Below are 24413 nucleotides of genomic sequence, written 5' to 3'. Positions count from 1 at the left end.
GCTCCGCGCGGACGGCGCGCTGACCGGCACCCCGGCCTCGGCGGGCAGCGTCACCGGCGTCGCCCGGGTGGTCCTCGACCCGGTGGGCGCGCACCTGGAGCCCGGCGAGATCCTCGTCTGCCCGTCCACCGACCCCGGCTGGACCCCGCTGTTCCTGACCGCGGGCGGCCTGGTGATGGAGATGGGCGGGGCCAACTCGCACGGCGCGGTGGTCGCCCGCGAGTACGGCATCCCGGCGGTCGTGGGCGTGGCCCGCGCGACCGGGCAGATCGTCACCGGCCAGGAGATCACCGTGGACGGCACCTCCGGCACGGTCACCGTCTCCGCCCCGCCCGCCGCGTCCTGAGCCGGGCTGGGCCGTACGGCCCCGCCCGGCACCGCGCTGGGCGTCTTCAAGGCCGCCCGGGAGGGATCCCGATGAGGCGCGGGCGGGCGGAGACGGACCGGAGGCGGGAACAGCCGGTCCGGAGGGATCGGTTCCAGGGGATCGTCCCGGCCGGGGACGGGCGGGTAGCATGCGCGGATGTCCTCGGTGCGTCTGCGTCGTTCGGTCCGCGCGATCCTCCTCGACGAGGAGGACCGCATCCTGCTGTGCCGGTTCGTCATCCCCAAGCCGGCCGGGACGATCGTCGTGTGGGCGGCGCCCGGCGGAGGCGTCGAGCCCGGCGAGACCGCCCTCGCCGCCCTGCGCCGGGAACTACGCGAGGAGGTGGGACTCGCCGTCGACGCCGACCCGCCGCACGTCTGGCGCCAAGAGGTCGTCGAGCCCGGACACGCGGTGGGCTACGACGGCGTCATCAACGACCACTTCCTCATCCGCACCGCTTCGTTCGATCCTCGCGGTGCGATGTCCGACGCCGAGCTCGCCGCCGAGAACCTCGTCGGCTTCCGCTGGTGGCGGCCGGCCGAGATCGCGGACTACCGCGGCCCCGACCTGTTCTCACCGCGCGACCTGGCCACGCCGCTGGCAGCGCTGATCACCGACGGGGTTCCGGCAAGGCCGGTACCGCTCGGCCTGTGATCCCGGCGCGCGACCCCGCCCGGCACCCGGACGAGGTACCGGGAGCCGGCGCTGCCGAAGACCCGGTCGGGGAAGATCCTGCGCAAGACCATGCGCGGCATGGCCGAGGGCGCCGACGAGCCGGTGCCCCCGACGATCGAGGACCCGGCCGTGCTGGACGCCCTCCGCCCGGTCATCTCTCCGCCCCGGCGGCCGTGACGGCTCAGTGCAGTCCGCGCTTGCCCGGTGCCCAGAAGGGTTTGACCTTGACGGAGCCGCGCGGCCAGTTGCGTTCGCGGACCAGGTAGTCGCGGATCATCTGGCAGGTTCTGGCCTCCCCCGCCACATAGGCGGCTCCGGCGTTGCCGGGCAGGTCCAGCTCGGCCACCGCCTCCAGCAGCGTCCGTGAGGAGACGGCCGAGGCCCCGTCCCGGTGCACGCGGCGCAGCCGATGAGGGCCGGGCAGAGGCAGGTCGTGCTCGGCGCGGTCGCTTTCCAGCACCCCGTACACCTCCGCGGACGCCTCCAGTGCCCGGATCATCGGCCCGAACGCGGCGCTGGCGGTCTCCTCGCCGGCGAACAGGTGGTAGGGGGCCTGCTGCAGGAGGAAGGTCGCCCGGGGCCACCAGAACGTCACCGGGTCACCGGGGGTGACGTCGCGGGCCCATGTCAGGCCGATGCCGTCGCCGTCGTACAGGTGCACACGCAGCTCGACCGACCGCTGCTCGGGGGCGAACTCCCAGACGGTGTAGGTGCGCAGGGTCTCGGCCGGTCGCAGGATCCCGTGCAATGACAGCGGATCGTTGATCTGGACCCTGACGTGCTGGCCCGGGACGTAGGGAAGCTCGATCGGATCGTCGGCGACCAGGCGGATCCGCCTCATCACCGGGGTCACCTGCTCCGCCTCCGCGACGGTCGCCTCCACGGTGTATCTGGACAGGGCCCCCGCCAGAGGATTACGCGTCGTCCGCCCCATCCTTCAGCCCTCCTCGTGCCGGGCGTGCCGTATGTGCGCGTGGCGGAGGGCGCCCCACCCCGTCAGCCCGATGAGCAGAAGCGTCCCCACCAGGACGCCCCATCGCCGACTTCCCATCGACATCTCCTTAATGAGGTTAAATTTACTTAGAGGCATTAAGGAAACATAGATGCTCTAGGATGTCAACGACGTCGGAGACGGAGGAGGGGTGATGGTCGGACAGACCGCAGGCCGGCGCGCCAGGATCCGCCAGGCCACCCTGGCGGAGATCCGCGCGGCCGCACGCAGGCTGCTGACCGCGCAGGGGTCGGCGGCGGTGACGATCAACGCCGTCGCGCGGGAGGTCGGCATGAGCGGCCCCGCCCTGTACCACTACTTCTCCGGCCACGACGAGCTCGTCGGCGCGGTGACCGCGGACTTCTACGACGAGCTGGCCGAGACGATGGAGGCCGCACGCGACGCCCGGCCCGATGGCTCTCCCGCCCGTCGACTCCTGGCCACCTGCCGCGCCATGCGGGCCTGGGCCACGTCCCACCCTGCGGAGTTCGGCTGGATCTTCGCCAGCCCGGTCACGCCGTCGGACAGGAGCCCCGGTTCGCCGCGCCATCGGGCCGGGCAGCGCTTCGAGACGGTCTTCCTCGACCAGATCGCCGAGCTGTGGCGGACCCGGCCGTTCCCGGTGCCGCCCCTCGATGACCTGGATCCCTCCCTGCGCGAGCAGGTGCGCGCGTACTCCGAGACGATCGGAGGGCGCCTTCCCCCCGCAGCCGCTCATGTCTTCCTGTCCTGCTGGATCAGGCTGTACGGTCTGCTCTGCCTGGAGGTCCTGCACCAGCTGGACTTCGCCTACGCGAACCTGGAGCCGGTCTTCGAGGAGTGCCTGCGGGACATGTGCACCGCGCTCGCGCTGGACTACACCGCCCCGGAGGCCGGGAGGACGGGCGACGAGACGTCCCCGGCACCCGTCTGACACGCTGCACACGCTGGAGACGCGGTCCTTTTCCGGGAAGTGCACCGCCGGAGGACTCCGGAGACGTGCGCTTCCCGGAAAAGGATCACGATGGGTGTCACCGGGCGGCCTGCTCGCGTTCTGACTCGCGTACCGGTTCGCGCCGGGACCGCTGCGGTGCCCGGTAGGCCCACTGCCAGGCCAGTTCCAGCGGTCCCCGGTCGAAGCGGCGCAGCCAGAGCACGGCCAGGACGGTGAACAGGGCGCAGACGCCCGCCCAGGCGGCCACCGGCCACCACGGCCGCTGGTCGGCCAGGCGCGCGGCCAGGCCGAGCCCCCAGCCGTAGCAGAGCGCCGCCGCCACCAGGTTCTGCAGCACGTAGCAGCTGAGCGCGGTCCGGCCGACGGCGGTCAGGCCGCGCCGCAGGAGGCCCGGGGCGCCGGACATGCGGTGCGCGACGGTCGTGACCAGGGCGAGCAGGCCGAGGGCCACCAGCGGCGGCAGCAGGTAGCGGTCCACCAGGAACCAGCCCTCCCCGGCGAAGGAGGTGAGCAGGTTCAGCGGCGCGCCGACGCCGAACCCGAGGAGCATGAGCCTGCGGCGGAGCACCCCGCCCCGCTCCGAACCCTCGAAGACCCCGGCGCGCATCAGCCGCGAGCCGAGCAGGAACAGCACGATGCCCATCGGGACGATGAACACCGCCTCCAGCCGGTAGAGGGCGAAGGACTCGATCCGGGCTGCGACCTGGTCGGGGTAGCTCCCCTCGGTGAACAGCGTGACGGCTCCGCCCGCCCGCCCCGCCCGCTGCTCCGGCGCGGCCAGCAGGGCGGCGGTGAACAAGCCGATCACCGCGGTGAACACCGCTCCCACGCCGATGATCCACCACCGGACGGCGCGGTCGCTCCGGCCGATCAGGTAGGCGACGATCATCGAGGTCACGGCGTAGCCCATCAGCACGTCGAACTCGAAGATCAGCAGGTAGTGGATCAGCCCTTCGGCGAACAGCAGCGCCGCCCGCCACAGGTACCAGCCCGGCCAGGGCGCGCCCCGCCGCCGCGCCGAGCGGTACTGCAGCTCCAGGCCCACCCCGAACAGCAGGGTGAGCAGGGCCAGGAACTTGCCGTTGGTCAGGAACCTCAGGAAGGTCTCCAGGGCGCCCGTCGTCCCCAGCGCGTCCATGGCCCCCGCCGGTCCGGCGGGACTGGTGAAGATCCAGATGTTGGTGCCCAGCGTGCCCATGATCGCGACTCCGCGGAGCACGTCGAGCGCGTCGATGCGCTGACTCGTCATGCCTTCCACGATTCCGGCCGCGGCGGCGCCGGACATCGTCGCGCGGACCCATCCGGGCCGTACACCGATGGATGTACGGCCCGCGGCCTTCGTCCGTCCGCGGCCTCCACCGGCCCGCGACTTTCGGCGGACCACGGCCCTCATCGGCCCGCGCCCTCCACACCGGCCCGCGGCTTTCGGCGGACCGGCCCGGCCCCCCCGCTAGAGGTGGTCGGCGAGGAAGGAGGTCACCGCGTCGACGGCCCGGGTGACGTACGGTTCGGCGTCGTAGAGGTCGATGTGCAGCCGGGTGTCCAGCCAGACGAGCTGCTTGGGTCCCTCCATCCGCTTGTAGGCCTCCTCGGCCCCCTCCGGCGAGCAGAACCGGTCGACGACGCCGTGCACGATGAGCCCGGGCCGGGGCCCGAGGAAGTCGGCGCCGGTCATGTTGTCCATGGTGATCAGCTCGCGGACCGACGCCCGGGTGACCTCGTTGCGCCAGTGCGGCGAGGCGCCGCGGGAGGTGCCGTAGTAGGCGAACGGCTCGTCTCCCGGCATCGCCGCCTCGCCCTCCTCCGCGACGGCCGGGACGTACTCCACCGGGCCGCCGAGGTCCTGGCGCTCCAGGACCTCGGTGAAGGAGGCCAGCGCCTCCTGGTATCCGGCGGGCGACATCCCGGCGAGCATCGCATACGGGTTGTTGTAGGCCCCTGCGATCCCTGCGAAGACCCGCACCCGGGGGTCGAAGGCGGCGAACTTCAGCGCGTAGCCCGCGCCCAGGCAGATCCCGACCGCGCCGATCCTGCCGCCGTCCACCTCCGGCCGCGCCCGCAGCAGCGAGACGGCGGCCCGCAGGTCGCGCAGCTTGCCCTGCGGGTCCTCGTCGCAGCGGGGCGACCCGCCGGACTCGCCCCAGTTGCGGTGGTCGAACGCCAGCGTCACGTATCCCGCCTCGGCCAGCCGGGCGGCGTACCGGCCGGTGACCTGGTCGCGGGTGCCGGTGAACGGCCCGGTGAGGACCAGCGCCGGATGCGGCCCCGGCCCTCCCGGGCCCCGCAGGTCGCCGACGAGCGTGACGCCGTCGGCGGTGAACTCAACCCTCTCGGTCATCTCCCAAGTCTGTACGGCCCGCGCTCCCGGCGCCAGCCGGGGGCGCGGGCCGTACAGCGCCCGGTGGGACGGCCCGGGTCAGGAGTCGAAGCCCAGGCCCATCCGGTCCAGGGTCCGCAGCCAGAGGTTGCGGCGGCCCTGGTTGAGGTCGGCCCGGGCGATCGACCAGCGGGTCATCTGGATCCCGGCCGAGCGGACCGGCTCGGGCGGGAAGGGGATCGGCTTCTCCCGGACCATCCGGAGCCGGGTCCGCTCGGTCTGCCGGCCGGCCAGCAGGTCGAGCATGACGTTGGCGCCGAAGCGGGTCGCCCCGACGCCCATGCCGGTGTAGCCGACGGCGTAGGCGACGCGTCCGCCGTGCGAGCGCCCGTAGAAGGCGCTGAAGCGGCTGCAGGTGTCGATGACGCCGCCCACCGGTGGGTGAAGCGCAGGCCCGACAGCTGGGGGAAGGTCGTGAAGAAGTGCTCGGCGAGCGTGGTGAAGGTCGCGTCGCGCTGCTCGTACTCCGGCCTCATCCTGCCGCCGTTGTAGTAGACCGCGTCGTAACCGCCCCACAGGATGCGGTTGTCGGCGGTCAGCCGGTAGTAGTGGAACTGGTTGGCCGAGTCGCCGACGCCCTGCCGGTTGCGCCAGCCGACCGAGGCCAGCTGCTCCGCCGAGAGCGGCTCGGTGACCAGCGCGTAGTCGTAGACCGGGACCAGGAAGTGCTTCAGCCGCCGCAGCAGCGGCGGGAAGACGCCGGTGCCCAGGGCGACCGCGCGCGCCCTGATGGCACCGTGCTGGGTGAGCAGCTCCATGCCGGTCGGGGTCTCCCGCATGTGGCGGACCGGGGTGCGCTCGTGGATGCGCACGCCCTTCTCCAGGCAGGCCCGCCGCAGGCCCCACGCCAGGGCCGCCGGGTCGAGCATCGCGCAGCCGTCGCGCTCCCACATGCCGCCGACGTAGGTGGGCGAGTCCACCTCCGCCCTGACCTGCGCGGCGTCCATCACGTCGAACCGCACGCCCATCTCGCGGGCGGTCTCGGCGTTGCGGTGCATCTCCTCCAGCTGCCAGGGCTCGGTCGCCACGTGCAGTTCGCCGGTGCGCTCGTAGCCGCAGTCGATGCCGTACCGCTCGACGGTCTCGCCGATCTCGTCGAGGTTGCGCAGGCCCAGGTGCTCCAGGGTCTCGGCCTCCTCGGGCCAGCGTTCCAGCCCGTTGGCGATGCCGTGGGTGAGGGTCGCCATCGCGAAGCCGCCGTTGCGGCCGGTGGCCGCCCAGCCGATCCTGCGTCCTTCGAGCAGGACCACGTCGAGCGACGGGTCGCGTTCCTTGGCCATCAGGGCCGTCCACAGCCCCGAGAAGCCGCCGCCGACCACCGCGAGATCGGCGGTGGTGTCTCCGGTGAGCCGCGGTCGCGGCTCGGGTTTCGCCGGACTGTCGAGCCAGTACGGCTTGCGCTCCGCGTCAGCAAGAGCCTTCAGCGGATCCACAGATCTCACTTCCCTACGTGAGTCAGGTTTTTTCGTATGTGGTGTTGTGTGATCTGGGGGGATCACACGCGGGTTCCCCCCGCCTGAGTCCGATCTCGCCTCCCTGTTCCGTGCCGGGGCCCTGTCGTGGGCGCGGATGCGCCGAGGCCCCGCGCCCTCCCACTGGTGGGAGGGGACGCGGGGCCTCGGTGTGGTCAGGTGCCGCGCCGGCGCGCGGTCACCGCGTTGACCACGGCGATCGCGACGCCCGCCGCGAAGATGAGCGTGCCGATGACGTTGACCTGCGGCGGAACCCCGATCCGGGTGGCGCCCCAGATCCACAGCGGGAACGTCTGGACGTCCCCGCCGGTGGTGAACTGGGTGATGACGAAGTCGTCGATGGAGAGCGCGAAGGCGAGCAGCGCGCCCGCCACGACGCCCGGCAGGATCATCGGGAAGGTGATCCGCCAGAACGTCGTCCAGGCGGAGGCGCCCAGGTCTCGGGCGGCCTCCTCGATCGAGGCGTCCATGCCGACCACCCGGGCCCGGACGGTGATCGCCACGAACGAGAGCGAGAAGAGCACGTGCGCGATCACCACGGTCCAGAAGCCGGTCTCCACCCCGGCGCTGATGAACAGCGAGAGCAGCGAGGCGCCCATGACGAGCTCGGGCGAGGAGATCGCGGCGAACATCATCAGGTTGGTCGCGCCCTGCCCGCGGAACCGGTGGCGGCCCAGGGCCAGGCCCATGAGCGTGCCGAGCACCGTGGTGACGAGCACGCTCAGCAGCGCGATCTTCAGCGAGTAGTCCACCGCGTCGAGCAGCTGGGGGTACTCGTCCAGGCGGCCCCACCACTTGGGGGTGAAGCCCTGCCAGCTCACGTTGGACTTGCTCTGCGTGTCGTTGAAGCCGAAGACGATCATCACCGCGATCGGCAGCAGCAGCCAGGCGATGACCAGCCAGACGTAGACCCGCAGGAGCCGGTCGCCGGCCCGGCCCCGCGGCCTCGTCCGCGCCCTGCCCGCGCTCTCGGGTTCGCTCGCGCTCATCGGGCCGCCGCCTCCAGCACGTTCTCGGTGCCGAGCGCCCTGGCGTAGGCGAAGATGCCGACCAGCATCGCCGCCATCAGCGTGAAGGAGAGCGCGGCCGCGGTCGGGTAGTCGTTGTTGACCAGGTACTCGGTCTGGATGATGTTGCCGATCATCGTGTTCTCCGGGCCGCCGAGGATGGCGGCGTTGACGTAGTCCGAGGTCATCGGGACGAACGTCATCAACACCCCGGCGAACACCCCGGGCAGCGAGAGCGGCAGCACGATCCTGGTGAACGCCTCGCGCCGGGAGGCGTACAGGTCCTGCGCCGCCTCCACCGTCCGGGGGTCGACCCGCTCCAGCGCCACGTAGATCGGCAGGATCATGAACGGCAGGTAGTTGTAGACCAGCCCGCCGATCACCGCGGCGGTCGTCTGCAGGACGTGGAAGTCATCGGGGAGCAGGCCCGCCGACTTCAGCGGCGCCAGCAGGATGCCGTCGTCGGCGAGCAGGAACTTCCACGACACCGTGCGCAGCACGAACGAGACGAAGAACGGCAGCAGCACCAGCAGCAGATAGGTGGACTTGCGGGCGCCGCCCCGGAAGGCGATCCAGTAGGCCACCGGGTAGGCCAGCAGGATGGAGACGGCCGTGGCGGCCAGGCCGTAGGAGGCCGAGCGCAGGAACTGCGTACCGTACTGGCCCAGCACGTCGCCGTAGACGCCGACGTTGAACGTCTGGGCGAAGCCGTTGACCACGTCGCCCTCCTGGGTGGAGACCGAGGCCATGAAGACCATCGGCACCACCAGGAAGACCGCCAGCCACAGGCCGCCCGGCAGGATGAGCAGGTAGGGGGTGAGGCGTTTCATGCGGCTCTCAGCCCTGGGTGATGGGCTGGAAGATGTCCTCGAAGACCTTCTCCTCCGCCGTGCTCAGCACCTTGTACGAGCGCAGCTTCGCCATGTCCGCGTCGGAGGGGTAGATCATCGGGCTGCCTGCCACCTGCTCCAGGAGCTCCTTGTCCTCGCCCTTCTCCCCGGCGGCCTTGGCCGCCAGGATGTCCTTGGTGGCGGGGACCGGGGCGATGTAGTTGATGTACTCCACCAGCATGGCGGCGATCTTGGGCTGGTAGACGTAGTCCATCAGCGTCAGCGCGTCCACCGGGTTCTGCGCGGTCTTGGGGATGCACATGTTGTCGGTCCAGATCGTGCCGCCCTCGGCGGGCACCACGAACCTCAGGTCCTTGCCCTCGGCGACCTGCTGGAAGACGTCTCCCGACCAGGCCATGGTGATCCACACGTCACCGCGGGCCAGCGCCTCGACGTAGTCGTTCTCGTAGTACTTGCGCACCAGGCCCGCGTCGCGCTGCTGCCGGAGCTTCTCGGCGGCCTTCCGCCAGTCGGCCTCGGTGGAGGTGTCGGGGTCGATGCCCAGCGCGAACATGCCGAAGTTCGCGACCTCCTGGGTGTCGGTCATCATGCCGACCTTCCCCTTGTACTTGGGGTTCCACAGGTCGGCGATGCTGGTGACCTCGTCGACGTACTTGGGGTTGTAGGCGATGCCGGTGATGCCGCCCGCCCACGGGACCGTGTAGGTGTTGCCCGGGTCCCAGACGGGGTTCTTGAAGCGCGCGCCGGCGTTGGCCGCGAAGTTCGGCAGTTTGGAGTGGTCGAGCGGGACCAGGTAGCCGAGGGCGATGGCCCGGTTGAGCTGGATGCTGTTGGTCAGCACCATCAGGTCGTGGCCGATGTCGTTGCCGGCGGCGAGCTGCGGCTGGATCTTGCCGAAGAAGGCGGGCATCTCCTGGATGGCCTCGGCGTAGGTCACCTTGATGCCGGTGTCGGCGGTGAACAGCTCCAGCGAGGGGTACTTCTTGCCGTCCTTGTCGATGTAGAGCGGCCAGTTGGCGAAGCGCAGCGTGCCGTTCTTCTTCTTCGACGCCCAGTACTCGGCGACGGCGTCCTTCTTGGGCGGCGCGGCCTTCTTGCCCTGCACGCCGCAGGCCGACAGGGCCAGGCCCGCGGCCGACAGCCCGGCCAGGCGGAAGGCGTCGCGGCGGGTCACGGAACGGCTCTGCGTCATGCCGCGCAGGAAGGCGGGGGTGGTGCGGGGGTCCATGTGGGGGCTCAACTTCCGATCGCGTACGAGTGGTGCGGCTGCCACGACAGCCACACGGCGTCGCCACGCTCCGCCGTACTCGTGCTGTCCAGGGCGTTCTGCTGGAACACGGTGACCTCGGCGCCGTCGGCGAGGCTGACCGCATAACTGTTGTACAGGCCCAGGTACACCACCTCGGACACGGTCCCGCGCACGGCGCTGACGTCTCCGGTGGGCTCCTCGGTGGAGATCGTGATCTTCTCGGGGCGCACGGTCACCGCGATCGCGTCCCCGGCCCGGTGCGCGCCCTCGGCGACCAGGACCCGGCCCTCCTCGCCCAGCCGCAGGACCGCCGAACCGGACTCGACCCGGTCCACGGTGCCGCGCAGCAGGTTGGAGGTGCCGATGAACCCGGCCACGAAGGCGGTGGCGGGCCGTTCGTAGATCTCCCGGGGCCCGGCGAGCTGCTCGACCAGGCCGTCGTTCATCACGGCGATGCGGTCGCTCATGGTGAGCGCCTCGCTCTGGTCGTGGGTGACGTACACGAAGGTGATGCCGACCTCGCGCTGGATGCGCTTGAGCTCGATCTGCATGGCCTGGCGGAGTTTGAGGTCCAGGGCGCCGAGCGGCTCGTCGAGCAGGAGCGCGCGGGGCCGGTTGACCAGCGCGCGGGCCAGGGCCACCCGCTGCTGCTGGCCGCCGGACATCTCCCTGGGGCGGCGCTTCTCGCGGCCCGTCAGGTCGACGATCTCCAGCATCTCGCCGACCCGCCGGGTGATCTCCGCCGCCGGGACCTTCTTGCGCTTGAGGCCGAAGGCGACGTTCTCCCAGACGTTCATGTGCGGGAACAGCGCGTAGGACTGGAAGACCATGTTCACGTCGCGCTTGTCGGGCGGGACGTTCGTGACGTCCCTGCCGTGCAGCCGCACCGTGCCGCGCGACGGCTCCTCGAAGCCGGCGACCATGCGCATGGTGGTGGTCTTGCCGCAGCCGGAGGGACCGAGGAGCGAGAAGAACTCGCCCTCGGCGATCGTCAGGGTGACCCCCTTGACCGCCTGGACGACCTCACCGTGGGCGAGGTACTCCTTGACGACTCCGTCGAGTTCGATGGCGGGCACCTGGGGTGCGTCGGAGGCGGCCGCGGCCGCCTCCGTGCCCGCCTGGGGTTCGGTCATACCAGGCTTGTCCCTCTGTCTCGCGGCTATTCGCCGATGTAGTGCATGACGTGCTTGACCCGGAGGTAGTCGTGCAGACCGAAGACCGACAGGTCCTTGCCGTAGCCCGAGTGCTTGAACCCTCCGTGCGGCATCTCGGAGACGAACGGGATGTGCGTGTTGACCCACACGACTCCGAAGTCGAGCCGCTTCGACATCCGCATCGCCCGGCCGTGGTCGGAGGTCCACACCGAACCAGACAATCCGTACTTTACGCCGTTGGCCTTGGCCACCGCGTCGGCCTCGTCGGTGAAGGTCTGAATCGTGATCACCGGGCCGAAGACCTCGTTCTGCACCATCTCGTCGTCCTGCTGCAGGCCGTCGACGACGGTGGGGGCGAAGAAGAAGCCCCGGTCGCCGATCCGGTGGCCGCCGGTCAGGACCTTGGCGTGGCCGGGGATCCGGTCGAAGAAGCCCGCGACGCGCTCCAGCTGGACGGCGTTGTTGAGCGGGCCGTACAGGGCCTCTTCGTCGGACAGGTCTCCGGTCCGGGTGTTCGCGGCGGCCTCGGCGAGCGCGGCGGCGAACTCGTCGTGGACGTCCTCGTGGACCAGCACCCGGCAGGCGGCGGTGCAGTCCTGCCCGGCGTTGTAGAGGCCGGCCGTGGCGATGGACTCCGCGGCGGCCTTGAGGTCCTTGACGTCGTCGAAGACGACGACCGGGGCCTTGCCGCCGAGCTCCAGGTGGACCCGCTTGAGGTCCTCGGCGGCGGTCTTGGCCACCGCCATGCCCGCGCCGACCGAGCCGGTGATCGCGACCATCTGCGCGGCCGGGTGGCCGACGACCAGGGCGCCGGTCTCGCGGTCGCCGACGACCACGTTGAAGACGCCCTTCGGCAGGACCTCGCCGATGATCTCGGCCAGCTTGACCGTGGAGACCGGGGTGGTGTCGGACGGCTTGAGCACCACGGTGTTGCCCGCCGCGAGCGCGGGGGCGATCTTCCACACGGCCATCATCATCGGGTAGTTCCAGGGGGTGACCTGGCCCACGACGCCGATCGGCTCGTGCCGGATGACGGAGGTGTGGTCGGCGAGGAACTCGCCGGCCGTCGGCCCCTCCAGCGTGCGCGCGGCGCCGGCGAAGAAGCGGAAGTGGTCGGCGGCCACGGGGGTCTCGTCCTCGGCCATCCGGGCCCGGGGCTTGCCGGTGTTGCGGCACTCGGCCTCGTTCAGCTCCCCGGCCCGCGCCTCGATCGCGTCGGCGACCTTGAGCAGCAGGTTCGCGCGCTCGCCCGGCGTGGTCTGGCTCCACGACTCGAACGCGGCGGCCGCGGCGGCGTAGGCTTGATCGACGTCCTCCGGCCCGGAGACCGGCGCCTGGAGGTAGGCCTCCCCGGTGCACGGATCGATGACGTCGGAGAATCGGCCGCTCTTGGCGTCCACGAACTCACCGTTGACGTAGTTCTGCAGACGGGTGGTCACCGTTGACCTCCTGTGAAGGGGGCTGAGTTGTCGCGACTCTTACAGAGCAGGGATATCACGACAAGGGATTTCGTTGCGAAGATACCAAATTGCTACGAAATCGCTTGACAGAAAGCCGATAGCTGACAACATGTCGCATCGAAGCCGCCACCTGACGGCGGCCCCGTGATCCGGCCGGGCGATCCGGTCCGGTGATCCGGCCGGGCGATCCGGTCCGCAATCCGACCCCGCATTCCGGACGCGAGGGAGCGCGCATGACGACGCCACCGAAGGCCCGCCGCGACCACGACGGCAGGCCCGGCCCCGTCGTGCTCGACGACATCTCCAAGCAGATCATCGAGCAGCTGCAGAGCGACGGGCGCAAGCCGTACGCGGCGATCGGCAAGGCGGTGGGCCTGTCCGAGGCCGCGGTCCGCCAGCGGGTCCAGCGGCTGCTCGACGCGGGCGTCATGCAGATCGTCGCGGTGACCGACCCGCTGACCCTCGGCTTCCCCCGGCAGGCCATGATCGGCATCAAGTGCGAGGGCGACCTGGAGACGGTGGCCGACGAGCTCTCCGCCATCAAGGAGATCGACTACGTCGTGCTGACCGCCGGGTCGGTCGACATCATGGTCGAGGTGGTCTGCGAGGGCGACCAGCACCTCCTGGAGATCCTCGGCAAGATCCGCGCCATCCCCACCGTCCGCGCGACCGAGACCTTCGTCTATCTCAAGCTCCACAAGCAGACCTACTCCTGGGGTACCCGCTGACGGTCTCCTAAGCCGTCCGCGGGCGGTCTCCCGGGGCGCTTCCAAGGCGTCCGCCGACCGGTCCTCCGAGCACCCTCGGACGGGTCTCCTGAGACACGCGCGGACGCCCGCCGCTCAGCGGCCGAGGTGGCGCTCGACGACGTCGACGAGGTCGTGCAGGAAGTCGTCCACCTGGCTCACCGCGTATCCCGGCCGGAAGACCACGGTGCTGAACCTGGCCTCGCGCACATCGTCGGGGGTGACCGGCTGGTCGGTGGTCCCGCGCAGCGTGGCCGCGACCCGGTCGAGGAAGAGGTCCACCTCCTCCTCGTCGTAGCCCATGCCCAGCCGTCCGGATCGGAAGGCGACCCGCTCGATCCTGGCGGCCTCCTCCTCCCCGGAGAGGACGGGGTCCCCGTCTCCCCGGGCGGGCGGCCCGCCGTTCCCCTCGCCGCCCGGACGCCGTTCCGGCCTCTGCTCCCCGCCCGACCCGGAGCCCTGCCCGGAGTCCTGGACGGTCGGCCGGACGGCGGCCGGCACGACCTCCACCTCAGGCGGATCCCCCGCCGAAACGGCCGTCACGACCTCCGCCTCCACCACAGGCGGTACGGCGGGCACGCCCCCCACCTCGGACGGGTCCCCGGCCGAAGCAGCCGTCACGACCTCCGCCTCCACCACAGGCCGAGCGGGCGGAACAGACGGAACGGCCGGCACGTCCGCCGCAGACGGGCCCTCCGCCGAAACGGCGGGCACGCTCTCCACCGCAGACGGGTCCCCCACCGAAACGACCTGAGCGGAGGGAACGGCGGAAGCGGTTTCCGGTCCGTCCGGCGGTTCGGCCGCCGTCCCGGCCCGCGGGCCGTCGCCCGCTCCCGCCAGGTCCGCCGCCGAGCGGCGACCGGCCGTGAGCGTCTCCACCGCCACGATGAAGGCGTCCAGCGCGTAGTCCACCGCGGTCTCGTTGTAACCGCCGAGCTTCACGCGGAAGCGGGAGCCGCGGATCTCGTCGGCGGTGATCGGGTCGCCGGTCGGCGCGCCCCTGCCGAGGGTGCTCTCGATCCGGCGGATCAGCGCGTCCACCTGGTCCGGGTCATAGCCGTAGCGCACGCCCAGCACCCGTGGAAAGCGGTTCAACCCCGCGTCCTTTCCATCCCTGTATACGGCGTTCTCATATGGTCCTCCATTCTGACGGGACAGGACCCCGTAAGGCGAGGCCCGGCGGTAGGGTGACGGGCCTATGCGGCTTTCCGACGTGTCCTTCCGCTACTCCCGCCGGGGCCCCTGGATCCTGCGGGACGTCGGGCTCTCCCTGCGCCCCGGGTCCGTCGTCGAGGTCACCGGTCGCAACGGGGCGGGCAAGTCCACGCTCCTGCGCCTGCTCGCCGGGATCGTCCCGCCGTCCCGCGGTTCGGTCGCCGAACGGCCCGCCGTCGTCGGATACGCCCCTGAGGTGTTCCCGGTGGATCAGCCGTTCACCGTCTCGGCCTACCTCGCCCACATGGCGAGGGTCCGGCGCGTCTCCCCCGCCTCCGGTGCGGCGCTCGCCGAGCGGCTCAACGCCACGCACCTGCTCGACCGGCCGCTCGGCGACCTGTCCAAGGGCAGCGCGCAGAAGGTCGGCCTGATCCAGTCGCTGCTGGCCCCGCCCGGCCTGCTCATCCTCGACGAGCCCTTCGCCGGTCTCGACGAGCAGACCCGCGACGAGCTCCCCGTGATCATCGGTGAGATCTCCGCCGACGGCGGCTCGGTCGTGGTCAGCGACCACCAGAACCAGCTGCGGGACTTCCCCGGCGCCGGCCATTGGCTGGTCACGGACGGCACGGTCACCGCGCGGGACGGCCAGCGATCGCACCGGGCGGTCATCGAGGTGACCGTGGACGCCTCCGAGGCCGACGAACTCGAGCAGAAACTCCGCGCCGACGGCCACACCACCCGGCGGGTCTCCTGAGCGCCCGAATCCTCCGCGACCCCCTGCGGGAGCAGGGCGGCCGCAGGCCGGAGGAGACCCCCGCGAGCGTCCGCGCCTCCCAGAGCGTCCGGCGGAGGCGGTTCCGCCGCAGGCCGGAGACCCCCACGACCGCCCGCACCCCCCGGAGCGCCCGGTGACCGTCGCCCTCACCCGGTTCAAGCTGGCCGCCTACGCCAGGTCCCACCGGCTGCTCCAGCCGGTGCTCGCGCTGTTCACGATGATGCTGATCTTCTACTCGACGACCGTCCCCGACGGAAAGCAGCTGGCCTCCTACGCCGACTCGGCCGGGCTGCTGATCGTCGTCTTCGCCTGGGCCGCCCGGGGGCTGCTCGACACCGAGCCCGCCGCCCAGCGGGTGGTCTCGATGACGGCGGCCGGAGGTCCCGGCCGGGAGGTCCGCGCCGGGCTGCTCGCGGCGCTGGCCGTCAACGTCGGCCTGGCCGCGATCGCCGTCACGCTGCCGCTGCTGGCCGGTTTCGCGGTCCTCCCCTCCTCCGGGGACCTGGCCAGGGGCGTCGTGCTGCACCTGCTCGGCCTGAGCGCCGGGACCGCGCTGGGCGCGCTGACCAGCAGGCCGGTCCTGGCCTCTCCGGCGGCCTCGATGCTCGCGCTGTTCGGCGGCTACCTGGGCCTGCTGCTGCTCAGCCTCACCCCGGCCGGCGGGTTCGCGGTGCCGATCATGCCGTGGATGCGCGCCGCCAACGCCGGGACCCTCGACACGGTCCTGCTCCCGGTCACGGCCGCGACCCTCTTCTGGGCCGCCGCCGGCGTCCTCGCCTACGTGCGGCTCCGCCGTACCCGGTCCTGACCCGCGTCCGGCGACCGCTCACGGGACGGGCGGCGCTCCCGGACACCGCCGTCGCGGCCTTTCCGTGCCGACGGGATCGTCAGGCGGCGCGCAGGCCGGCGACGTCGTACAGCAGCACGTCGTTGCCGGCGGCCACCGCCAGCACGAGCCCGTCGCCGCTGAAGGCCACCGCGTGGACCTGGCCGGTCGGCAGGGGAGGCCGCAGGCTCCGGCGGGTGGCGACGTCCCACAGCCAGACGCCGTGCTCGTCGGTCCCGGCGGCCAGGACGGTCCCGTCGGGGCTGCGCGCCAGGCCGTTGACCGTCGAACCGGACCCCTCGAACACCGGCCCCTCCGGCTTGCGGGAGGCCACGTCCCAGACCCGGACGACCTTGTCGTAGCCCGCGCTCGCCAGGGTGGTGCCGTCCAGGAACACGACGGCGTTGACCTGGTCCTTGTGGCCGTTCAGCACCCCGGCGGCCTTGCCGGAGGTGCGCCACAGCCGTACCGTGCGGTCCCATCCGGCGGTGGCCAGCAGCTGTCCGTCGGGGCTGAACGCCGCATCGGCGACCAGCTGGGCGTGGCGCATGGAGGCGCCCTCCTGCCTGCGGTCGGAGGTGCGCCAGAGCCGGACCCACTCGAATCCGCTGCCGGTGACGAACCGCTTCCCGTCGGGGCTGAAGCCCGCGAAGAAGGCGCCGACCACGGACTTCGACACGCGCCGCCCGGAGGCCACGTCCCACACGTGCGCCTCGGTGTCGCGCACCCCGCCGACGCTGACCAGGGTCCGGCCGTCCGGGCTCAGCGCCACGCCCTGGACGTAGGACTTCCGGTCGTCCAGTTCGGCGGTCATCTCTCCGGAGGGGACCTCCCACAGCCGGACCTTGCCGTCCCAGCACCCGGCGGCCACCGTACGGCCGTCGGCGGAGATCGCGAGTCCCTGCACCAGGTTGCCGTTCCGCAGGACCAGCGGCTCGCCCGGACCCGAGGCGACCAGCCGGGACGGGGTCGGGGTGGCGGCGGCCGCGGACGCGTCGGCCCGGCGGAGACCGAGGCCGAGGGGGTCGCCGGGAGACGGCTGCGGGGTGCTCGCGGCCTCCGGGCTCGGCCCGGACGAGGAGGTGACCGGCCCGGCCTCCTCCCTCAGGTAGCGGGGGAGCAGGATCGCGGCCGCCGTCACCGCACCGGTGACCAGCGCGCTCCCTCCGCCGATCAGCAGGCTCCGGCGGGAGAGCCCGCCCGGAGACGGGGCCGCCGCTCCCCGGGAGGGGCCTGTGGCCGGCGCCACGGGGAACGCGCCCCCGGACGGCGCGGTCGGGAACGATCCGGCCTGCGGTCCGGGGTGCGGAACCGGCCCGGGGTGCGGTCCGAGTTGCGGAACCGGCCCGGCCTGCGGAGACGGCCCGGGGTGCGGAGACGGCTGTCCCATGCGTCCCATGGCCGTGGTCAGCAGGTCCCCTGCGGGCATCGCCGTACCGGGGCGTGCCGCCCCGTCGCCGGTGATCAGCGCCAGCAGGACCTGCTCCGCCGCGGGCCGGTGCTCGGGCGCCTTGGCCAGGCACCGGTCGACCACTGGCCGCAGGCCCTCCGGGAGACCGGTGAGGTCGCACTCCTGGTGGAGGATCCGGTACACCAGCGCCGCCAGGGCGATGTCCCGGCCGAACGGCGTCCTGCCCGTCCCGGCGAACAGGATGGTCCCGGCCCAGCTGAACAGGTCGGAGGGCGGCCCCAGCCACCCTCCGGAGAGCTGCTCGGGCGACATGTACGGCGGGGTGCCCATCACACTGACGGACACGGTGGCCAGGTCCGTACTGCGCGCGATGCCGAAGTCGACCACCCGCGGCCCGTCGGGGCCGAGCAGGACGTTGGCGGGCTTGAAGTCGCGGTGCACGATCCCGGCGCGGTGGATCGCCGCCAGGGCGGTGGCCGTGCCGATCGCGAGCCGTTCGAGGTCGCGCGGGTCGAGCGGCCCGCGCGAGCCGACCCGCTGCTCCAGCGACTCCCCGTCGATGAACTCGCTCACCACGTACGGCTGGTCACCCGTCGTGCCGACGTCCAGGACGCGCGCCGTACAGAACGGGGGCACCTGCCGGGCCGCCTCCACCTCGCGCAGGAACCGCCTGCGGACGCCGGGATCACCGGCGACGTGGGCGTGCAGGACCTTGATCGCGACTCGCGTCCCCGAGGGCGACTCCCCGAGGTGCACGACCCCCTGCCCGCCCTCGCCCAGGCGGCCGAGCAGGCGGTACTCCCCCAGCCGGACCGGATCGTCCGGACGCGGCGGTCGCGGTCCCGGCATGTGCGTCTCCCGGCGTCGTGCGGTCCTGACTCGGTACGGCAGGCAGGCGACGGACGCATCCACCCGCAACCCCCCAGACCGATCATGCCTCAGGACGGTCTGCCCCGCAGACGATCCGGCGGCGCGGGGCTACTCGGCGGCGGCGAGCTGGCCGCAGGCGCCGTCGATCTCGCGGCCGCGGGTATCGCGGACCGTCACCGGGACCCCGTGGTACTCCAGGCGGCGGACGAAGGCCCGCTCGTCCTCAGGCCGCGAGGCCGTCCACTTGGAGCCGGGGGTGGGGTTGAGCGGGATCAGGTTCACGTGCACGAGCTTGTTCCTGATGAGCTTGCCGAGCAGGTCGGCCCGCCACTCCTGGTCGTTGATGTCCTTGATCAGGGCGTACTCGATGGAGACCCGGCGCTTGGTCCTCGCGGCGTAGTCCCAGGCCGCGTCGAGCACCTCGGCGACCTTCCACCGGGTGTTGATCGGCACCAGGGTGTCGCGGAGCTCGTCGTCGGGGGCGTGCAGGGAGACCGCCAGCGTCACCGGCAGCCCCTCGGCGGCGAGCTTGCCGATGGCGGGGACCAGGCCGACGGTGGAGACCGTGACGCCGCGGGCGGAGATGCCCAGGCCCTCGGGGGCGGGCTCGACCAGCCGGCGGACGGCGCCGATGACGGCCTTGTAGTTGGCCAGCGGCTCGCCCATGCCCATGAAGACCACGTTGCCGACCCGGCCGGGACCGCCGGGGACCTCGCCGCCGGCCAGCTCGCGCGCCCCGGCGACGACCTGCTCGACGATCTCGGCGGTCGACATGTTCCGGGTCAGGCCCGCCTGTCCGGTGGCGCAGAACGGGCAGTTCATGCCGCAGCCCGCCTGCGAGGAGACGCACATCGTGGTGCGGTCGCTGTAGCGCATGAGCACGGACTCGACCAGCGCGCCGTCGAACAGCCGCCACAGCGTCTTGCGGGTGGTGCCGCCGTCGCAGGTGATCTCCCGGACCGGCGTCAGCAGCTGCGGGAACAGGGCGGTGCCGAGCTTCTCACGCGCCGCGGCGGGCAGGTCGGTCATCGTCGCCGGGTCGCCGTTGAGCCGGTCGAAGTAGTGCCGCGAGAGCTGGTCGGCGCGGAACGGCTTCTCACCCAGCTCGGCGACCGCGGCCCGGCGCTCGGCCATGGTCAGGTCGGCCAGGTGGCGCGCGGGCTTGGCCCGGCGGGGCGCCACGAAGGTGAGCTGGCCGGGGGCGGGGGTCCCGGTCGGGCTGGTGGTCGACACGTCCAATGCCTTCTCTCGACGGTTGCGCGAATACTCGAAGCGGTGCTCGGCCTTGATCTAGAGTCCGGAGGTATGGCGACATTCCGCCCCTCAGAGACGAGGGGAGACGGCGTCGAGGTCGTGCTCACCGACGTCAATCCCTACGGGAGCCGGACCCTGGTGGTCGAGCGCGATGAGATGTCCTCGGTAGCTTACCTGTGCGCGTCCGGCGGCACCGTGCACGGAGCGGTCTGGCTGGCCAACCACGTGCCCGCCCCGCCCTCGGCCGATCCGGTCCGCCTGGACGCCGGGCTGCCTCCCGTGGCGCCCCGGGCGAACACCCGGCACCCCTCGGGCAGAGCGCCGCTGGGATCCCTCCGGCCTCTCTGGTTCGAGGAGGGCGACGGCGTCGCCCTCTACGAGAACGACGAGCTCCTCGCGGTCATTCCGGGCTGGGCGGACATCCGCGGGGGCATGCCGGGGTACGCGCGCGACATGATCGGTGAGACGCCGTTCGCCTGGTCGCTGGCGGACGCCCGTGACGAGCTGGCGCCGCGCCTGGCGGCGGCCCGGTCCTACTGGGAGTGGCGCGCGGGTGACGGCGCCTGGGCCTCGTTCCAGCAGTTCGTGATGGGCCACCTGGACCGGGTCGTCGGATCGGCGGGCCGGTTCTGGGACGCGGGCGGCGGGCGGCTGCCCGCCGTGGGCATCACCGAGCGTCCGCCGGAGCGGGACCGCGGGCACACGATCCTGTCCACCGTCGGCATGAGCTGCCAGCGCATGCCCTCGGTCGAGCGGTACCTCGACCGGCCCGACGCCTACGCCAGGATCGAGCTCGCCACCGCCACCCGCGGGGACCCCCGGGAGGCCGCCCGGCTGCTGGTCTGGCTGGGCCAGTACCCGTGGCACTCGGTGACCTGGCTCGGTGACGGGCACACCGCCCACTGGTACCACCGCCCGGAGACGTTCCCGCTGGGCCCGGACTACAGCGGTGTCGTCCTGCTCTCCCGACTGCCCGGCCTACCCGATCTGTCGGGTTTCACCTTCGGCGGGGACGCGGTGCGCTGGCTCTGGCTGCTCCCGGTCACCGCGGGCGAGCTCCGGCTGACGGCGTCGGACGGCTACCGGGCGCTGGCGCCCCGGCTCTCGGCCGACCGGCTCCTGCGGACGGGCTGACCGGCTCCTGCGGACGGGCCGACCGGCTCCTGCCGACGGGCCGACCGGCTCCTGCCGACGGGCCGGCAGGATGAGCGGCGCCGGGGCGGCAGGCGTTCAGACCAGCAGGGTGAGCAGCGCCCAGACCGGGATGAGCGCGGCGACGAGGGAGTCGAGGCGGTCCATCATCCCGCCGTGGCCGGGCAGCACGCTGCTCATGTCCTTGATCCCGAGATCCCGCTTGATCACCGATTCGACCAGGTCGCCGAGCGTGGCGGCGACCACGACGACCGCACCGATCAGCACGCCCTTCCAGACCTCGGCCTCCAGCAGCCACGCCGTCAGCCAGCCGCCGACGGCCATGCAGGCCAGAGCCGACCCGGCGAAGCCCTCCCAGGTCTTCTTCGGACTGATCACCGGGGACATCTTGTGCCGGCCGAAGAGCACTCCGGCGAAGTAGCCGCCGATGTCGCTGGCGACGGTGGTGGCGATGAAGACCACCACCCGGTCCGGCCCCTGGTCCTGGGCGAGCAGCAGCGCCACGAACCCGGCGAGCAGCGCCGGGTAGGCGGTGACCAGGACCGTCGCGGCGGTGTCGCGGACGTAGCCCTCGGTCCCGGCGAACATCCGCCAGATCATCAGGACCAGCAGGGCCGCAGCGAAGACGCCGACGAGCCAGACCGGCCCGCCCCAGTAGCCCCCGGCGAGCATCGCGGCCAGCGCGGCCAGCACCGGGACCACCGGGACGCGGATGTCCCTGGTCGCCAGCGACCGGACCAGCTCCACCACCCCGGCGCCCACCGCCACGAGCACCAAGGCGAGGAAGAGCTCCTCGACGTAGTAGAGGGAGAGGATGACCGCCGCTCCCAGACCGGCCCCGACCGCGACCGCGGCGGGGAGATTCCGGCCGGTACGGCTACCGCCCGCCGCAGATTCCAAGGGGTCCCACTCTCATACACACATACACAAAATCCTTGTCCCGCGCGGAGTGCCCGCGCAGGACAAGGATCGGGCTCAGACTTCGAGCAGCTCGGCTTCCTTGTGCTTGAGCAGCTCGTCGATCTTGGCGACATGCTTCTGGGTCAGGTCGTCGAGCTCCTTCTCCGCACGACGCACCTCGTCCTCGCCGGCCTCGCCGTCCTTGACCAGCTTGTCGAGGGCCTCCTTGGCATGGCGGCGGATGTTGCGCACCGAGACCTTGGACTGCTCGGCCTTGGTCCGGGCCACCTTGATGTACTCCTTGCGGCGCTCCTCCGACAGCTCGGGGAAGGCCACCCGGATGACGTTGCCGTCGTTGCCCGGGTTGACGCCCAGGTCGGAGTCCCGGATCGCACGCTCGATCGCGGCCATCGAACCCTTGTCGTAGGGCTGGATGATGACCATGCGAGCCTCGGGGACGTGGAACGAGGCCAGCTGCTGAATGGGAGTGATCGTCCCGTAGTACTCAGCGCTGATCTTGTTGAACATCGACGGGGTGACGCGGCCCGTGCGGATGCCGGCGAAGTCGTCCTTCGCCACCGCAATGGCCTTGTCCATCTTTTCCTCGGCTTCGAGGAGGGTTTCGTCGATCACAGCGGCTCCCTAGTCTTCTGGGTCACTCACCGTTCCTCACTCGCTTCGCGGGCCGCCGCCCACCGGAGGATCACCTCCGGCGGGCCCGTGCCGCGTACCGCTCCGCTCGCTCCGTCGGGCTCGCTCCCCGTCTCCTGGTCGCTCGCCCTCCTCACGCGCTTCGCGGGCCGCTCCTCCGTCGCGTACCGCTCCGCTCGCTCGTCAGGTTCGCTTCCTATTTCCCTGCCGGACTCACCAGTGTGCCGATCTTCTCACCGTGCACCGCCCGCAGGATGTTGCCCTCTCCCATGAGGTCGAAGACGACGATCGGCAGGCCGTTGTCCATGCAGAGGCTGATGGCGGTGGCGTCCATGACGCCGAGGCCGCGGGTCAGCACCTCACCATATTCGAGATGATCGAACCTGACGGCGTCGGGGTTCTTCCGGGGGTCGGCGTCGTAGACGCCGTCCACCTGGGTGCCCTTGAGCAGCGCCTGGGCGCCGATCTCCAGCGCGCGCTGGGCCGCGCAGGTGTCCGTGGAGAAGAACGGCGAGCCCAGTCCCGCGCCGAAGATCACCACCCGCCCCTTCTCGAGGTGGCGGATGGCGCGGCGCGGCAGGAAGGGCTCCGCCACCTGCTGCATGGTGATCGCCGTCTGGACGCGGGTCTCGATGCCCCGCTTCTCCAGGAAGTCCTGGAGCGCCAGGCAGTTGATGACGGTGCTGAGCATGCCCATGTAGTCGGCCCGGGCGCGGTCCATGCCGCCCGCGGACAGGGCCGCGCCGCGGAACATGTTGCCCCCGCCGACCACGACCGCGACCTGCACGCCCCCGCGGACCGCTTCCGCGATCGAGTCGGCCAGGTGGCCGACCACGACCGGATCGATGCCCATCGGCTCACTGCCGGCGAAGGCCTCGCCGGACAGCTTCAGCATGACGCGCTTCCAGCGAAGCGTGCCCGCATACGACGAAACCGCCGACGCAGCGGGTTCTGGATTCTCCTGCACGACGGCGGCCTCCTCGTAGGGGTGTTCTGCTGAGAGAAGCTGGGCTAAGCCTAAGCCTGGCCCACCTTGAAGCGGACGAAGGCCTCGACCTTGACGCCGTTCTCCTCGGCGAACTTCTGGATGGACTTCTTGTTGTCCTTCACGAAGGCCTGCTGGAGCAGCGTGAAGTCCTTGTACCAGCCGTTGACGCGGCCGTCGACGATCTTGCCGATGGCGGCCTCGGGCTTGCCCTCCTCGCGGGTCATCTCCTCGAAGAGCGCGCGCTCCTTCTCGATGACGTCCGCGGGGACCTGCTCGGAGCTGAGGTACTTCGGCGCCATCGCGGCGGCGTGCTGCGCGATGTCCTTGGCGACCTGGGCGTTGGCGGTGTCGAGCTGCACGAGGACGCCGACCGTCGGCGGGAGCTGCGGGTCGGTCCGGTGCATGTAGGCACCGACGTAGCCGCCCTCGAGGACCGCGAAGCGCCGGACCTCGATCTTCTCACCGAGCGCGGCGTTGGTCTCGTCGAGCAGCTCCTTGACGGTCTTGCCGTTGAGCTGCGACTCGAGCAGGGTGGGGACGTCGGCCGGCTTGGTCGCCAGGACGTGCTCGACGACCTGCGCCGCGACCTCCTGGAAACGCTCGCCCTTGGCCACGAAGTCGGTCTCGCAGTTGAGCTCCAGCAGCGCGGCGACGGAGTCGCCGTCCTGCTTCAGGGCGACCAGGCCGTTGGAGGCGGTGCGCGCCTCGCGCTTGCCGACGTCCTTGGCACCCTTGAGGCGCAGGAGCTCGACGGCGCGGTCGAAGTCGCCCTCGGACTCCTCCAGAGCCTTCTTGCAGTCCATCATGCCGGCCGCGGTCAGCTCACGAAGCCGCTTGACGTCGGCCATGTTCACGGAAGCCATTGTCTTTTCCTCGTGGGAGTCGTCACTGATCTCAGTGAGTCGGCATGAGATCAGGCTGGGTGGATCGGGTGGGCGTCCCGTGACGGGCGCGCCCACCCGGAGAGAGCCTTGCGAGTCGTACGGCTGCGCCGTACGAGGAGGAACTAGGCCTGCTCGGCGTCGGCGGCCGGAGCGGCCTCAGCCTCGGCGTCGTTCTCAGCGGCCGGAGCGGCCTCGGGGGCGGCCTCAGCCTCGGGGGCGGCCTCGGCGTCGGCGGCCGGAGCGGCCTCGGCCTCGGGGGGCGCC

The 24413-nt window shown here is 71.6% G+C and carries 22 protein-coding genes and 1 pseudogene; 7 read left to right on the top strand and 16 right to left on the bottom strand.

The features are described from left to right. The coding region (locus tag ACWJ6R_RS08870; protein ID WP_449061734.1) for a PEP-utilizing enzyme at window positions 1-346 on the top strand (346 nt) is incomplete at its 5' end. Between the two features lie 177 nt (window positions 347-523). After that, a complete protein-coding gene (locus ACWJ6R_RS08865; protein ID WP_449061733.1) occupies window positions 524-1021 on the top strand; it encodes an NUDIX hydrolase in 498 nt (165 codons plus the stop codon). A gap of 202 nt (window positions 1022-1223) precedes the next feature. On the opposite strand, the gene ACWJ6R_RS08860 is transcribed toward ACWJ6R_RS08865, so the two are convergent. Beyond that, window positions 1224-1976, bottom strand: coding sequence for a siderophore-interacting protein (locus ACWJ6R_RS08860; RefSeq protein WP_449061732.1), 753 nt, complete (start codon window positions 1974-1976; stop codon window positions 1224-1226). Between the two features lie 211 nt (window positions 1977-2187). Here ACWJ6R_RS08860 and ACWJ6R_RS08855 point away from each other — a divergent pair, with 211 nt between their 5' ends. Next, window positions 2188-2946 (top strand): TetR/AcrR family transcriptional regulator, encoded by a 759-nt coding sequence (locus ACWJ6R_RS08855; RefSeq protein ID WP_449061731.1) that lies wholly within the window; start codon window positions 2188-2190, stop codon window positions 2944-2946. Window positions 2947-3043: 97 nt separating this feature from the next. On the opposite strand, the gene ACWJ6R_RS08850 is transcribed toward ACWJ6R_RS08855, so the two are convergent. The 8 genes and pseudogenes from ACWJ6R_RS08850 to ACWJ6R_RS08815 form a co-directional block, all read right to left on the bottom strand. Continuing rightward, window positions 3044-4216, bottom strand: coding sequence for a DUF418 domain-containing protein (locus tag ACWJ6R_RS08850; RefSeq protein WP_449061730.1), 1173 nt, complete (start codon window positions 4214-4216; stop codon window positions 3044-3046). Window positions 4217-4417: 201 nt separating this feature from the next. Continuing rightward, on the bottom strand, window positions 4418-5305 hold the full coding sequence (locus tag ACWJ6R_RS08845; RefSeq protein ID WP_449061729.1) for an alpha/beta hydrolase: 888 nt from the start codon (window positions 5303-5305) through the stop codon (window positions 4418-4420). Window positions 5306-5383: 78 nt separating this feature from the next. Continuing rightward, a pseudogene (locus ACWJ6R_RS08840) lies at window positions 5384-6777 on the bottom strand (NAD(P)/FAD-dependent oxidoreductase). A 194-nt stretch (window positions 6778-6971) separates the two neighbouring features. Next, a complete protein-coding gene (locus tag ACWJ6R_RS08835; RefSeq protein ID WP_449061728.1) occupies window positions 6972-7805 on the bottom strand; it encodes an ABC transporter permease in 834 nt (277 codons plus the stop codon). Beyond that, window positions 7802-8653 (bottom strand): ABC transporter permease, encoded by an 852-nt coding sequence (locus ACWJ6R_RS08830; RefSeq protein ID WP_449061727.1) that lies wholly within the window; start codon window positions 8651-8653, stop codon window positions 7802-7804. Before ACWJ6R_RS08830 ends, ACWJ6R_RS08835 begins: the two co-directional genes overlap by 4 nt. Before the next feature lie 7 nt (window positions 8654-8660). Beyond that, window positions 8661-9902: a polyamine ABC transporter substrate-binding protein gene (locus ACWJ6R_RS08825; RefSeq protein ID WP_449061726.1), complete on the bottom strand. Its 1242-nt coding sequence runs from the start codon at window positions 9900-9902 to the stop codon at window positions 8661-8663. A gap of 8 nt (window positions 9903-9910) precedes the next feature. Then, complete coding sequence (locus tag ACWJ6R_RS08820) at window positions 9911-11056, bottom strand: ABC transporter ATP-binding protein (RefSeq protein ID WP_449061725.1); 1146 nt, start codon at window positions 11054-11056, stop codon at window positions 9911-9913. A gap of 26 nt (window positions 11057-11082) precedes the next feature. After that, a complete protein-coding gene (locus tag ACWJ6R_RS08815) occupies window positions 11083-12516 on the bottom strand; it encodes a gamma-aminobutyraldehyde dehydrogenase (protein ID WP_449061724.1) in 1434 nt (477 codons plus the stop codon). 254 nt (window positions 12517-12770) lie between these two features. On the opposite strand from ACWJ6R_RS08815, the gene ACWJ6R_RS08810 reads away from it, so the two are divergent. After that, on the top strand, window positions 12771-13265 hold the full coding sequence (locus tag ACWJ6R_RS08810) for an Lrp/AsnC family transcriptional regulator (RefSeq protein ID WP_449061723.1): 495 nt from the start codon (window positions 12771-12773) through the stop codon (window positions 13263-13265). A gap of 114 nt (window positions 13266-13379) precedes the next feature. Here the strand turns inward: ACWJ6R_RS08810 and ACWJ6R_RS08805 are convergent, their stop codons facing one another. Then, window positions 13380-14378, bottom strand: a complete 999-nt coding sequence (locus ACWJ6R_RS08805) for a DivIVA domain-containing protein (RefSeq protein ID WP_449061722.1) — start codon at window positions 14376-14378, stop codon at window positions 13380-13382. Window positions 14379-14481: 103 nt separating this feature from the next. On the opposite strand from ACWJ6R_RS08805, the gene ACWJ6R_RS08800 reads away from it, so the two are divergent. After that, window positions 14482-15192, top strand: a complete 711-nt coding sequence (locus tag ACWJ6R_RS08800; protein WP_449061721.1) for an ATP-binding cassette domain-containing protein — start codon at window positions 14482-14484, stop codon at window positions 15190-15192. A gap of 154 nt (window positions 15193-15346) precedes the next feature. Continuing rightward, a complete protein-coding gene (locus ACWJ6R_RS08795; RefSeq protein WP_449061720.1) occupies window positions 15347-16021 on the top strand; it encodes a hypothetical protein in 675 nt (224 codons plus the stop codon). Window positions 16022-16100: 79 nt separating this feature from the next. Here ACWJ6R_RS08795 and ACWJ6R_RS08790 read toward each other — a convergent pair whose 3' ends face one another. Both ACWJ6R_RS08790 and rlmN read right to left on the bottom strand, forming a co-directional pair. Then, window positions 16101-18299: a WD40 repeat domain-containing serine/threonine protein kinase gene (locus ACWJ6R_RS08790; RefSeq protein WP_449061719.1), complete on the bottom strand. Its 2199-nt coding sequence runs from the start codon at window positions 18297-18299 to the stop codon at window positions 16101-16103. A gap of 129 nt (window positions 18300-18428) precedes the next feature. Next, entirely contained in the window at window positions 18429-19553 is a 1125-nt protein-coding gene (gene rlmN, locus ACWJ6R_RS08785; protein ID WP_449061718.1) for a 23S rRNA (adenine(2503)-C(2))-methyltransferase RlmN, read from the bottom strand. A gap of 72 nt (window positions 19554-19625) precedes the next feature. Here rlmN and ACWJ6R_RS08780 point away from each other — a divergent pair, with 72 nt between their 5' ends. Continuing rightward, window positions 19626-20708, top strand: coding sequence for a suppressor of fused domain protein (locus ACWJ6R_RS08780; protein WP_449061717.1), 1083 nt, complete (start codon window positions 19626-19628; stop codon window positions 20706-20708). Between the two features lie 96 nt (window positions 20709-20804). Here the strand turns inward: ACWJ6R_RS08780 and ACWJ6R_RS08775 are convergent, their stop codons facing one another. The 4 genes from ACWJ6R_RS08775 to tsf all read right to left on the bottom strand — a co-directional run bounded on the left by ACWJ6R_RS08775 (window position 20805) and on the right by tsf (window position 24128). Then, window positions 20805-21626: a phosphatidate cytidylyltransferase gene (locus tag ACWJ6R_RS08775; protein ID WP_449061716.1), complete on the bottom strand. Its 822-nt coding sequence runs from the start codon at window positions 21624-21626 to the stop codon at window positions 20805-20807. Between the two features lie 75 nt (window positions 21627-21701). Continuing rightward, window positions 21702-22259: a ribosome recycling factor gene (gene frr / locus ACWJ6R_RS08770; protein ID WP_449061715.1), complete on the bottom strand. Its 558-nt coding sequence runs from the start codon at window positions 22257-22259 to the stop codon at window positions 21702-21704. Between the two features lie 214 nt (window positions 22260-22473). Beyond that, window positions 22474-23172 carry a UMP kinase gene (pyrH, locus tag ACWJ6R_RS08765; protein ID WP_068895108.1) on the bottom strand — a complete coding sequence of 233 codons (699 nt, stop codon included), beginning with the start codon at window positions 23170-23172 and terminating at the stop codon, window positions 22474-22476. A 122-nt stretch (window positions 23173-23294) separates the two neighbouring features. Next, a complete protein-coding gene (tsf, locus tag ACWJ6R_RS08760; protein WP_449061714.1) occupies window positions 23295-24128 on the bottom strand; it encodes a translation elongation factor Ts in 834 nt (277 codons plus the stop codon). Window positions 24129-24413 lie beyond the last annotated feature (285 nt).

This window comes from Planomonospora algeriensis, from assembly GCF_977012225.1.
Note: the sequence above shows the minus strand (reverse complement) of the source record. Positions and strands in the feature narration are given on the sequence as shown.